8 protein-coding genes are annotated in these 13,223 nt (G+C 43.1%); 5 read left to right on the plus strand and 3 right to left on the minus strand.

Annotated features, from left to right (window positions below; translation table 11 throughout):
* From F8S12_RS28880 to F8S12_RS28890, 3 genes are all read right to left on the minus strand, one after another.
* Nucleotides 1–1,582: tetratricopeptide repeat protein (locus F8S12_RS28880; RefSeq protein WP_230968348.1), on the minus strand; the 1,582-nt coding region annotated here is incomplete at its 3' end.
* A gap of 858 nt (nt 1,583–2,440) precedes the next feature.
* Nucleotides 2,441–3,421: a porphobilinogen synthase gene (gene hemB / locus F8S12_RS28885; RefSeq protein WP_196519706.1), complete on the minus strand. Its 981-nt coding sequence runs from the start codon at nt 3,419–3,421 to the stop codon at nt 2,441–2,443.
* 310 nt (nt 3,422–3,731) lie between these two features.
* Nucleotides 3,732–4,091, minus strand: coding sequence for a DUF4870 domain-containing protein (locus tag F8S12_RS28890; protein ID WP_196519707.1), 360 nt, complete (start codon nt 4,089–4,091; stop codon nt 3,732–3,734).
* 124 nt (nt 4,092–4,215) lie between these two features.
* On the opposite strand from F8S12_RS28890, the gene prfC reads away from it, so the two are divergent.
* The 5 genes from prfC to F8S12_RS28915 all read left to right on the plus strand — a co-directional run bounded on the left by prfC (nt 4,216) and on the right by F8S12_RS28915 (nt 13,159).
* Nucleotides 4,216–5,844, plus strand: coding sequence for a peptide chain release factor 3 (gene prfC, locus F8S12_RS28895; RefSeq protein WP_196519708.1), 1,629 nt, complete (start codon nt 4,216–4,218; stop codon nt 5,842–5,844).
* Nucleotides 5,845–6,082: 238 nt separating this feature from the next.
* Entirely contained in the window at nt 6,083–8,338 is a 2,256-nt protein-coding gene (locus F8S12_RS28900) for a M48 family metalloprotease (protein ID WP_196519709.1), read from the plus strand.
* 630 nt (nt 8,339–8,968) lie between these two features.
* On the plus strand, nt 8,969–9,478 hold the full coding sequence (locus tag F8S12_RS28905; RefSeq protein WP_196519710.1) for an RNA recognition motif domain-containing protein: 510 nt from the start codon (nt 8,969–8,971) through the stop codon (nt 9,476–9,478).
* Between the two features lie 944 nt (nt 9,479–10,422).
* Nucleotides 10,423–11,226: a choice-of-anchor W domain-containing protein gene (locus F8S12_RS28910; RefSeq protein WP_196519711.1), complete on the plus strand. Its 804-nt coding sequence runs from the start codon at nt 10,423–10,425 to the stop codon at nt 11,224–11,226.
* 214 nt (nt 11,227–11,440) lie between these two features.
* Entirely contained in the window at nt 11,441–13,159 is a 1,719-nt protein-coding gene (locus F8S12_RS28915; RefSeq protein ID WP_196519712.1) for an Rqc2 family fibronectin-binding protein, read from the plus strand.
* Nucleotides 13,160–13,223 lie beyond the last annotated feature (64 nt).

Here is a 13,223-nt window from a genome sequence, read left to right on the forward strand (position 1 = left end):
GGTTGTAGTATTTGAGCGCTTCTTGCTTTTCTCCTAATAAAGAGTAGACACCGCCAATATTGTTGAGCGTGATGGCTTCCCCTCCCCTGTCCCCCACTGCACTGCTTATGGTTAAAGCTTGGTTGAAGTATTTGAGCGCTTGTTGCTTTTCTCCTAATGAGGAGTAGATACTGCCAATATTGCTGAGGGTGCTGACTTCCCCTCCCCTGTTTCCCACTGCACTGCTTATGGTTAAAGCTTGGTTGTAGTATTTGAGCGCTTGTTGCTTTTCTCCTAATGAAGAGTAGACACCGCCAATATTGTTGAGGATGCTGGCTTCCCCTCTCCTGTTTCCCACTGCACGGCTTATGGGTAAAGCTAGGTTGTAGTATTTAAGCGCTTCTTGCTTTTCTCCTAATGAAGAGTAGACACCGCCAATATTGTTGAGGATGCTGGCTTCCCCTCTCCTGTTTCCCACTGCACGGCTTATGGGTAAAGCTAGGTTGTAGTATTTGAGCGCTTCTTGCTTTTCTCCTAATGAGTCGTAGACTAAGCCAATGCTGTTGAGGGTAGTGGCTCCCCCTCTCCTGTCCCCCACTGCACGGTATATGGGTAAAGCTTGGTTATAGTATTTGAGCGCTTCTTGCTTTTCTCCTAAATCAGAGTAGACTAAGCCAATGCTGTTGAGGGTAGTGGCTTCCATTCCCCTATCTCCCACTGCACGGAGTATGGGTAAAGCTTGGTTATAGTATTTGAGCGCTTCTTGCTTTTCTCCTAAATCAGAGTAGACTAAGCCAATATTGTTGAGCGTGATGGCTTCCCCTCCCCTATCTCCCACTGCACGGCTTATGGATAAAGCTTGGTTGTAGTATTTGAGAGCTTCTTGATTTTCTCCTAAATCAGAGTAGACAAAGCCAATATTGTTGAGGGTGTCGGCTTCCCCTCCCCTGTTTCCCACTGCACGGCTTATGGGTAAAGCTAGGTTGTAGTATTTGAGTGCTTCTTGCTTTTCTCCTAATGAGTCGTAGACTAAGCCAATATTGTTGAGGGTGCCGGCTTCCACTCCCCTGTCCCCTACTGCACGGCTTATGGGTAAAGCTTGGTTGTAGTATTTGAGTGCTTCTTGCTTTTCTCCTAATGAGTCGTAGACTAAGCCAATATCGTTGAGGGTAATGGCTTCCATTCTCCTGTCCCCCACTGCACGGAATATGGGTAAAGCTTGGTTGTAGTATTTGAGCGCTTCTTGCTTTTCTCCTAATGAGTCGTAGACTCTGCCAATACCAAGCAGAGTGACGGCTTCCCCAGATTTATCATCAACTTGTTGCCAAAGCTTCAGCGCTTCTTGCCATTTTGCGATCGCCTGTCGCAGTGATTCTGCTGTCCCTTGTTGATAAAGCTGCATCCCCTCGTCAAAAACCCGTTCCGCAGCAGCGCGAGTGGCATTTTGTTGAGTGGTTTCTGGCATCTGCAACGGTGTACCTCTCGGTGTCGCCCCCACTGCATCAGACAGTAAAACCACACTCAGCAGCAAAGTTAAACTGTTACGGGTAAATTTTGTTAGAAAGCACCAAAAAACCCACTGAGACTTTGCACTCCCCATCATTGTTTAGCCTCAATCTGTGATTATTAACAACCCTATTCCTGCCGAACCCAATCCCTAATGTTAGTAAATTATTTAATTGTCATCAGGGATATTGCTGAAACTTTGCTGAAACTTTAAGTTGATTTTATGGGTGCAGTCAAAGTTTACAGTTGTGGTTTCTGTTTTTGCAACAAACTCCCTCGACAAACCCTGATTTTCTCGTTCTCGCGCTTCCTCGCGGGAGGCTACGGTGTAAGTAATCGGACGGAATTAATTACACAATGTCATTGCGAATGTAGCAAAGCGCAATGAAGCAATCGCAAGGGCTGGGATTGCTTCTCTACGAAACGCAAGCGCGAACGCGACCCTCGCAATGACTGTAAATATTTTTGTCCGATTACTTATAAAAAACGTTTAAGCATTTCTTGCAAATGTAGAAGCAGTTGCAGCAAAAGTTTAATGCTTTGCAACAATTACTCCTCCATGTATAAGAAACGTTTAAGTATTTCCTGCAAACATATAATTAGTTACAACAAAGGTTTAATACTTTGCAACAATTACTCTTCCATATATAAGAAACGTTTAAGTATTTCCTGTAAACATATAATTAGTTACAACAAAGGCTTAATACTTTGCAACAATTACTCTTCCATGTATAAGAAACGTTTAAGCAATTGCAACAATTGTTGTAACGAGATGATGAATTGATTTACTACAAACTCCCCTGGTAAGTCTATGACGCGGATTAATTAAATTTTCAATTTCGCATCAGCCCAAGCCAAAATACAAAAATCTCACACCCAGACACCAAAACACAACTCTGCACCTCTGCGCCTCTGCGTGAGATTTCCCACTAAATTACTATTCAATATGACTAGCCTACTTTAACCATCGCGCCGCATCTTTGGCATGATAAGTCAAAATCAAATCTGCGCCAGCCCGTTTAAAACCAGTTAAAGTTTCCATAACCACCCGCTCTTCATCAATCCAACCATTGAGAGCCGCAGCTTTCACCATCGCATACTCACCAGAAACATTGTAAGCCGCAACTGGTAAGTTACTCGCTTCTTTCACGCGCCAGATAATATCCATGTATGCCAATGCTGGCTTAACCATGAGCATATCAGCACCTTCAGCGATATCTAATTCAACTTCTTTGATGGCTTCGCGGGCATTACCTGAATCCATTTGGTAAGTTCTTCTGTCCCCAAATTGCGGTGTCGAGTCTGCTGCATCCCGAAATGGGCCATAATAACCCGAAGCATACTTAGCAGCATAAGACAAAATCGGCGTATCTTGAAATCCGGCTTCATCCAAACCCAGGCGAATTGCTTGGACAAAGCCATCCATCATTCCCGAAGGCGCGATGATATCGGCACCGGCTTTTGCTTGAGAAACTGCTGTTTTCTTCAACAATTCCAGAGTTGGGTCATTTAAAACTCGTCCCGTCAAATCACCCACTTGCAGATAACCACAATGACCGTGACTGGTGTATTCACACAAACAAGTATCAGCAATTACAATCAAATCTGGTACTGCTGCTTTTACCGCCGTTGCTGCTTTTTGGACAATACCGCAATCATGCCAAGCGCCAGTGGCATCTACATCTTTATCAGCCGGAATACCAAATAGAATAATCGCAGGAATTCCTAAGTCATAAACTTCTTTTGCCTCTTCGACAATTTTATCTACCGAAAGTTGGTAGACACCGGGCATCGATTTCACCTCATTAGCGATTCCCTCACCTGGTACGGCAAATAATGGGTAAATTAAATCGCTTGTTGTCAAAACAGTTTCACGAACCATCCGGCGCAGTTGAGGATGGGTACGCAGACGGCGGGGGCGATGTATAGGAAACATAAAATTTTATGAAGAAAAACAACGCAAATGGACACAAAACAAAGCGTCACAAAAGCAGGCTAAAACTTTCCTGCCGTCAGACAGACTACAAACAGTGCTTAACTGTCCTTTGCCCTACTCTTAATCAAGCTGTAGGGTAGTTTTGTATTGTACAGCTTGGTTGACATCTATCTGACGGACTGGAAAAAAAACAACATAGTAAGCAATTCAAAATGGTAAGATCGTCTGCTGGCAAAATCCTGGCAAATTGAGGGTTGGAATTTAAACGCAAAGGGACGCAAAGGTAAGCGCAGAGGAGCGCAAAGTTTTGCTAAAAAACTCGGAAAATGTAGGGATAACGGAAGGGTACATCAGGATTGCTGAAAACTCCAATGAGTGCCCAAATTGTTAATCCCCAGTGCAACAAATACCCGATACCTGCTAGTGGGCCAAGCAATAATAGAGGTAACACTAACCAACCGAATAGAAAAAATAGCGCTCCGAGAATTCCTCCATAAAGCCAGACATTAAAGTGGAAATTGATGGATTCTTTGGCGTTTTCTTTAACAACAGGATCATCAGCTACGAGCAGTATGGCAATAGGTATACCTACAGATACAAAAGCCGTGCTGAAAAAAATAGCTCCATGCGACAAGGCAGATAAAAGGTTTCGCTTGTCTGTGTTGTACATTCCTTTCTCCTATTTAGTCAGATTATTAGTTATATTACGACCCTATCACGAGCATCGTTGTCTTAAGATTAAAAGACTTGCCAGAGTCAAAAAAAATTAAGTTAGCTAACAAACAAATACACTTATGTCTACTGAACTTGAGTCTGAACTTATTCAAGCGGTTGAACTTCGCCGCAACTTTGCAATTATATCTCACCCTGATGCGGGTAAAACTACACTCACAGAAAAGTTACTTCTGTACGGAGGTGCAATTCACGAAGCTGGGGCGGTTAAGGCGCGACGGGCACAGCGCAAAGCTACGTCTGACTGGATGGCGATGGAGCAACAACGGGGTATTTCCATTACTTCGACAGTGTTGCAATTTGAATACCGGAACTGTCAAATAAATTTATTAGACACCCCCGGACACCAAGATTTCAGTGAAGATACGTATCGTACCCTTGCTGCCGCCGATAATGCAGTGATGCTGATTGATGCGGCAAAAGGTTTGGAACCACAAACCCGTAAATTGTTTGAAGTGTGTAAGTTGCGGGGTATCCCAATCTTTACATTTATCAACAAGCTCGATCGCCCAGGAAGAGAACCTCTGGAATTGTTGGATGAAATTGAGCAAGAATTGAAATTGCAAACCTATGCAGTTAACTGGCCGATTGGCATGGGCGATCGCTTTAAGGGTGTTTTTGATCGGCACAAACAACAGATTCACTTATTTGAACGCAGCGCCCACGGCAGCCGAGAAGCCCGTGATACCATCGTAGAATTAGGTGATCCGAAAATAGAAGAGCAGCTAGATCAAGAACTCTACTACCAACTAAAGAATGATTTAGAACTCTTAGAAGGAGTTGGGCCAGAGCTAGATTTAGAGTTGATACACCAAGGCAAAATGACGCCTGTGTTCTTTGGTAGCGCCATGACTAACTTTGGTGTAGAGTTATTCCTCAAATACTTCCTCGACTATGCCCTGAAACCCGGTTCTCACAGCAGCAGTGTTGGCGAACTTCTCCCTACATACCCGGAGTTTTCGGGGTTTGTCTTCAAACTGCAAGCGAACATGGACCCGAAACACCGCGATCGCGTCGCATTTATCCGGGTTTGCACTGGTAAGTTTGAAAAAGATATGATGGTGAATCACGCCCGCATCGGTAAACCCATCCGTCTGTCTCGCCCGCAAAAACTCTTTGCCCAAGAGCGGGAATCCATTGATGTGGCTTATCCTGGCGATGTGATCGGTTTGAACAATCCCGGTGTTTTTGCGATCGGGGATACAATTTACACGGGGCAAAAGCTCGAATATGAAGGGATTCCGTATTTTTCGCCAGAACTGTTTGCGACGCTCAGGAATCCCAACCCCTCGAAGTCTAAACAATTCCAAAAAGGCGTTGCGGAATTGCGCGAAGAAGGTGCAGTCCAAATTATGTATTCAACTGATGAAGCCAAGCGCGATCCAATTTTGGCGGCGGTGGGTCAGTTGCAATTCGAGGTGGTGCAATTTCGCTTACAAAATGAGTATGGTGTAGAAACCCTACTAGAGTTATTGCCCTACAGCGTCGCCCGTTGGGTTGAGGGTGGTTGGGAAGCATTAGAAAAGGTGGGACGAATATTCAATACCACTACAGTTAAAGATAGTATGGGACGCCCAGTGTTGCTATTCCGCAATGAATGGAATTGTCAACAGTTATTGGGCGACCATCCAGATTTCAAATTAAGCGCGATCGCTCCAGTATTTTCTAGTCAACAACCAGTGGAGGAATAATTCAGTAGGAATTTTAGATTTTAGATTTTAGATTTTAGATTATTTTTTGGTTCATACCTCGCCCCTAGTAGGCGGAACAAATCCAAAATCCTCAATTTAAAATCCGAAAGTAACCTTGCGATCCGGGTCAATCCAAAATCCAAAATCGGAAATCCAAAATTGGTTGACAAGCAAAACTTGAGCGCGGTTGAGTTCCAAACGTGGATCACTTAGAAGAGATTGGAGTGCCAGAATTTGTATGCCTTCACACGCCAAATCGTCTTTGGAGGCTGGTTTAGTTGCCCTCAAACAAGGAAATTACCAAACTGCGATCGCTCAACTAGAACCTATTGCTAGTAGCCAAAGCAATACGACTATTAGCTTACAAGCTCAGGTCGGTTTAGTGATGGCTTATGCCCGCAGTGGCGAAGTTCCCAAAGCGATCGCTATTTCCCAGAATCTCATTGAGAGTAACAATCCGCAAGTTCAAGAGTGGGCAAAACGCGCTCTCGAACACCTGACAAAACGTAAAAAACCTGATCCAGAACCAAAAAATGTCGAAACTGGATTTGTTGCCTTTGATAATTCAACCCCAGATTCTCCCCCGGAAACTCCTACATTAAAAGAAAAGCCAAATGATCAACTAATAGAAACCAAGAGCAACGACACCCCGCCGATGGTGCCACTAGGTAGACTCAAAGCAACAGTAGCGACACCACTACCCCCACCTGCTGCACCCCTAAGTGGCTTCATGGGTTCCGTTACCCGCACCCAAGCCAAACTATTCGGCGTTATTTATTGGCGACAAGCAAAACGTGCCAAAGCATGGCAACCCCTGCGTAAGCCGAAATTAATTCCCTTGCGACTGCTGGCGGCTGGAACATTTATCGCTCTATTTTGGGTGATGCGGGAAATGCTCAAGTTAGCACTGGGATTAATCAACCAGACTTTAGTCAAACTACCTTACCTGGAGCCGTGGCAGTTTTTATACCGCGACCCTACTAAATTGTTGCTAGTAGTCTTGGTGATTTTGATCGCAGTATCGCCTTGGTTGTTGGATCTGCTGTTGGTGAAGTTCTATGGTCAGCGAGAATTTCCCAAAGATGTATTGAATGCCCATAGCCGCGAAGCCGTCCGGGTGTTACAACGCTGTTCCCAACAAAGGCACTGGCCGTTACCCAAACTGCGGATTTTACCAATTGCTGCGCCAATTATTCTAACCTATGGTAGTTTACCACGTAATGCCAGGATTGTTGTAAGTCAAGGGCTATTAGAGCAACTAGCAGATGATGAAATCGCCATCCTCTACGCCACGCAGCTAGGGCATATTGCTCACTGGGATTTTGCTGTGATGTCTTTGTTGCTGCTAGTGACAGTACCAATTCATCAGCTATATCAGCAAGTGTCGAAGTGGGGAGACAAAATATCAGGGAAAATTTGGCGCTGGCCGGTGACAATTTTGGCGAGTCTAATTTATGGAATTTGGTGTTTGCTGACTGGGACTGGATTGTGGTTGTCACAGTTGCGGCTTTATTATAGCGATCGCGTCGCGGCTGAAATTACTGGTAATCCCAATGCCCTGATTCGCGCCTTACTCAAAATTGCCATTGGCATTGCAGCTGATATCCAAAAACAAGAACACACCAGTTGGCAATTAGAAAGCTTAAATCTTCTGACACCAGTCAGCCATCAACAAAGCCTTTCTTTAGGTACTATTGCCAGCAATCTATCTTTTGAATCCTTTTTGAAGTGGGATACTGTCAATCCCTATCGCCGATGGTTTATGATTAATAATAGCCATCCATTAATAGGTGTTCGCTGCGATCGCCTCTGTCAAATAGCCCGTCACTGGCATCTAGACACCGAACTAAATTTTGCAAGCGAACCATCAAAAGTGAAGCGTCAGTCTTTCTTATTACAAATCGCTCCCTGGTTGGGAATTCCTCTAGGGATTCTATTTGCAGGTTTAGTCTGGCTAACGTGGCAAATAGCATTCGCACTCAAGTTTTTAAATCTAAAGTGGATATATGAAGATTGGTCTTTTATTACAGGCTGTCTTCTGATTGGCTTTAGCATCGGTACAGTGATGCGGATTAATTCTTTTTTCCCCGATATTAAACCTGCCACCGTTCAAACTGACGACTGCTTACCCAACTTATTATCTGACCCTTCTGCCTTACCTATTGACAGCATCAGCGTGCGTCTTGTAGGCAAACTATTAGGTCGTCAAGGCACTAGCAACTCCTTAGCACAAGATTTAATCCTCCAATCCAGCGCAGGCTTAGTAAAATTACACCACATTTCTTGGCTCGGACAGCCAGTTAATCACCAGGAGCTGATCGGTCGGCAAATTATCGTCACAGGTTGGTTCCGGCGAGGAGCAACACCTTGGATCGACATTCAAACCCTGGAAACTCAAAGTGGGAAAACCATTAATAGCCCTCATCCCATTTGGTCTACTGTTTTAGCAGTTGCAGCACAGGCTTGGGGCGCATACGTTTTTCTCACTGGTTAGTCATTGGGCATTGGGCATTGGGCATTGGGCATTGGGCAAATCGGAATGTAGATAAAAGTTGCAGGTTTTGTTTCAAAATGTTACATTTATTTACACAAACAATAGCAACCAACATAACTCAGCACCATAGCTTTGTGATAAATTCGGATGCTTTTCCTCCCCGCTCCAAACCTTTTGATCTTCCCAACACAGCAGCAAATCGACCAGCCACTGGCTGGTTTTTGTTTCAAAATATCTCTCCTTAGATAAAAAAATGTGTTTTATGCTACGATGCAATCATACTAACGTCGGAAATATCGGCGCTAAACTAGCTACGTAGAAAATACCGTGGTAATGTAAGGAATGGTATTTTATTCTGCCAAAAAGGGCATGAAAGAAAGCGTGTACTTTGGCAGACAATAGGCTATTAAATTTACGATTCCTAGAATTAAGGTGTTATTAGCTCAACGTAGTGTGAGCCTTTGGATTAAACAAGCTTGATCCCGACGAAAAACTGTATTGTATAGGTTGACTGTTTGGAGCAAAAAAATTGGTTAATGGCAGTATTAATCAATAGCATCTATTTAAAAGCCAAAGCCAAGTGATTGTTTTCTGCCTTGCCATGTTCATTCAACTCTGGAGGTATAGTTCATGTCCGTTCGCCTATATATAGGTAATTTGCCTAAAGATGAAATAGATCGTCAAGATCTACAAGCAGTTTTTGCAGCAGAAGGTGAAGCTGTAACAACTAAATTAATTAAAGACCGCAAAACTGGCAAATGCCGTGGTTTCGGTTTTCTTACAGTGAACAATGACGAACAAGCTGACGAAATAATTGAAAAATATAACGGTCAGATGTTCAAAGACACTCCTATCAAGCTAGAAAAGGCATTACCTCGTACAAAAGGTGAGGAGGGTGAAGAACAAGTTCCCAAGCCAGTTAGTAGTCCTAGTAGTATGCCAACTCCTACCATCAATAAAGAAGGTAGCCGTCGTGAGAAAAGCTCTAAAAAGCAGCCTCGTCGTGGCGGCAGTGGCGGTGGCGGTTCTCGTGAAAGCAGCACGACAACCACAGAGTCAGATGCTATTCGTCCAGATCCCCGTTGGGCTTCGGAATTAGAAAAGCTGAAGCAGATGCTAGCTGCACAAACTACGAATTAGTCCGCAAGGGAGAGAAATTAAAAATTAAAAATCAGAATTGTTTTTTTGATTTTTAATTTTTAATTGTTGATTATTGCCTAGCTGCTTAGTTAAAAGCTACTTGCAGCTTATTTTGTGAGTGCGTAGGCGCAGCCCGCCGTAGGCATCGCGCCAATCCCCAACTTTTGGGTGAAATGTAGCCATTGGCTTGCGTTTTCAATTTAGCGTCTAGTTTTGGTCACTCTTGAAGAAGAGCTTGTCTTATTTACTTAAAAAATATTTAGAATTTAAAGTATAAAAACACTAAAAAATTTTAATTATCTTGCAATATAGATATTATTCTTTTTAGTCGTCTCAGTCAAGATATTTTGCCAACTTATTATCATCTGCTGATGTTTGCGTTCTTCCCAGTCACACTCAATACATAAACGTCTATAGCGTTTCCTAATCTAGCGAGGTACAGCTTAACCTCACCCTGATTCTGCTACGCAAAACCTGTCCCTCTCCTTAGTAAGGAGAGGGAAAGATTTACCTTTGGGTAATCTTGGGTGAGGTTTTGATATGTACTTTATTTACCAGGGAACCGCTATAAACCTTTTTAGATAATAGTTAAAAACAAACTACTTTTTACTTTTTGTAATTGCCCATTATTCATTTAGCGATCGCGGCACAAAATCGTAGATATAAAAGATTTTCCAGAAAGCTTTTTTGATAAGTTCAGGAATTACGCAAAAATCCCTAAAAAGCTTAATTTATTGTAGAACTCGTTATATTTATTTAAATTACTTGCGTGTTTATATTTAATATATTTGAATTCTTTTTACAAATAATCAACACTTCAATAGATAGTAATTTTACGTAGAATAAAATGCCTTAGTGGAATAAAAACCTTTTTATTGACAGCAGATAAACAGTGCTTTACCTTTGGGTAAGGTATAACTGAATACTTTCACCAAGGAAATAATATGCTATCGGTAAACAACTTTATAAATCAACGCAAATCACTTTTGGTTTTAGGATTAATGATGCTGGGTTTGTTTATAGCACCTAACCCTGCAAAAGCAGTTACACTTAGCACCTTGACATCTCAAGATGCTACTCCAGGTTTTGATGATGCAGATTTTAGATTAATGCTAGATAGCGGATATTTTAAAGAGTTATTCGTTGCCGAGGGTCGGATTGGTAATAATGGTTTTGGAGGAAACGGAGAACGAGAATTAGGAATTAATAAAGATGTGAAATTAGGTGGTTCACCTGTGGCTTCAGGTAACTTGGCTTGGGGAAATGGAAAACTATGGAATTTCAGCCTGGAATACACAGGCAGCAAGGTTACTTACAAAGTGTTCGACAATCTTAGCCAAGCAGTAGAATTAACGTCTCAAGAGTTTAGCGCCCCCATAACAGACATCTTTTTCCGTACCTTTGCCAATAAAGGCAATAATAATAACCTTCAGAACGCTGTATCTTTGAGTGATCTAGTTTTAGATGGTACAGGCATCGGGAGTTTATCATCCGTAGGTTCAGCCAGCACTGCTGATGTAGATTATATCCGTGTTGCTGATATCTCGGCTTCCTTCAAACTAACTGGTAAGACCTCTTTGAGCTGGTTAGGTGATGCACCTGGGCGTTCTAATCTCGCTTTTCAAATCAAAGTAGGTAATTCACCAAAGTCAGTACCAGAGCCTGTCACACTCGCTGCTATCTTCGTGGCTGGAATTGCAGGCGCATCTGCTAGCAAAAGAAAGAAAACAGCCACTCAACAGACTTAATCGGATTTTGAACTGACCACAAATGAGACTGGGTAAGACTAAACTACAGAGGTTATGTTTTGGCAAAAAGACAATAAGATTTAGAATATAAGCGTTCAGCATTACCTTAGAGAATATAAGGACAACTGAACGCTTTTTTGTGTTATTTCATCCTGAATCAGAGAAGATGGAAGTATACTGAGCATCGACCTTTAAAAGCCAGTGACTAATCGTTTTGCAACCAGTTGACTTTACTACCCTCACAGCTGCTTGTAGCGAACTACGCGCTAACTGGCTACCCTCGCGGACAGAACAAGTTTACCAGCGCGATCGCTACACTATTGCCATAGCATTACGCACCTTGAAACAACGGGATTGGTTACAGATTTCCTGGCATCCCCAAGCTGCACATATTTGCATCGGTGATCCGCCACCGCGATCGCCAGATACCTTTACCTTTAGCCAACAATTAATACACCAATTAGGTAGTTTGGCATTGGTGTCAATTGAAGCGATCGCACCTTGGGAACGGGTTATTGATTTGCAATTTGCCCAGCGTCCCGGAGAAAGCGCCCTGTATCATCTGTATGCAGAAATTATGGGCAAGTATAGCAACGTTATCCTCACCGATGCCAACAATATAATTATCACCGCCGCTCATCAAGTCAGTCAGCAACAATCTAGTGTCCGTCCCATCCAAACTGGACAATTTTATGAAACACCACCGAAACTAACAGGGCCTGTCCCCAGTTTGAGCGAATCCCAAGAACGTTGGCAAGAACGGATAAGTTTAGTGCCAGGAGCAATCAAGCGGCAATTGCTAAAAAGTTATAGTGGTTTGAGTGCAGCACTATTGGAGTTAATGCTGCTAAAAGCAAATATCGCACCAGAAACATCCACCGATCGCCTCAACCCTGACGACTGGCAAAGGCTGTTTGATCGCTGGCAAGAATGGCTGCAAGCCTTGAATCATAGTAAGTTTCAACCCGCTTGGACAAAAGATGGCTACACCGTAATGGGTTGGGGTGGAGTTGAAAACGTCAAAGATATCCAGGAGTTGCTCAACCGTTACTATAGTAACCAGATCAATCAACAGTTATTTTCGCAATTGCGCCATCAGTTGAGTCAAAAATTGCATAATATTCTGGCGAAATTAGGGAATAAGGCTCAAACCTTTAAGACGCGCTTGCAACAATCAGATCAAGCCGATGAGTATCGACAAAAAGCTGATTTATTGATGGCTCATTTGCAAAACTGGCAACCGGGGATGAAAGAAATTATCCTTGCTGATTTTGATACAAGTTTGCCAGTAGCGATCGCTCTTCAGCCAGATAAAAATGCTGTCCAAAATGCTCAAAGTCTTTATAAACAGCACCAAAAGCTCAAACGCGCTCGTTCTGCTGTCGAACCGCTACTTTTGGAAGTGCAGACAGAAATTGAGTATTTAGAACAAGTAGAAGCTGCGATCGCTCTGATAGATAACTACCAAACAGCAGAAGATTTGCAAGCTTTAGAAGAAATCCGTGAAGAACTGATTGGGCAAAAATATCTAGAAGACCCAGAATACCGCAAGAGCAGCGCCAATGAAGCCCCCAGCACCAACTTTCATCGTTACCGTACCCCTAGCGGCTTTGAAGTATTAATCGGTCGCAACAACCGCCAAAATGACCAATTGACCTTTCGTGTAGCTGGGGATTATGACCTATGGTTCCACGCTCAAGAAATTCCAGGGAGTCATGCGCTACTACGTCTAGAACCGGGTGCTGTTGCAGAAGAAGCTGATTTGCAATTTGTAGCTAATCTTACCGCCTACTATAGTCGCGCCCGTCAGAGTGAGCAAGTACCAGTAGTTTACACTCAACTAAAACACGTCTACAAACCCAAAGGAGCAAAACCGGGAATTGCCATTTACAAGCAAGAAACCATCCTTTGGGGAAAACCGCAATTAAAATAATTCGTAATTCGTAATTAAGAGCATTGCGTATTTGTCCCCCTTGTCCCCCTTATCTCCCCTACTC

It is taken from the genome of Nostoc sp. WHI (assembly GCF_015714725.1).
GTDB lineage: Bacteria > Cyanobacteriota > Cyanobacteriia > Cyanobacteriales > Nostocaceae > Nostoc.

Bases quoted from the DNA above. Each gene is read 5' to 3' on its own strand.
- hemB (WP_196519706.1), bottom strand. From the start codon at position 3,421: ATGTTTCCTATACATCGCCCCCGCCGTCTGCGTACCCATCCTCAACTG.
- F8S12_RS28890 (WP_196519707.1), bottom strand. From the start codon at position 4,091: ATGTACAACACAGACAAGCGAAACCTTTTATCTGCCTTGTCGCATGGA.
- prfC (WP_196519708.1), top strand. From the start codon at position 4,216: ATGTCTACTGAACTTGAGTCTGAACTTATTCAAGCGGTTGAACTTCGC.
- F8S12_RS28900 (WP_196519709.1), top strand. From the start codon at position 6,083: ATGCCTTCACACGCCAAATCGTCTTTGGAGGCTGGTTTAGTTGCCCTC.
- F8S12_RS28905 (WP_196519710.1), top strand. From the start codon at position 8,969: ATGTCCGTTCGCCTATATATAGGTAATTTGCCTAAAGATGAAATAGAT.
- F8S12_RS28910 (WP_196519711.1), top strand. From the start codon at position 10,423: ATGCTATCGGTAAACAACTTTATAAATCAACGCAAATCACTTTTGGTT.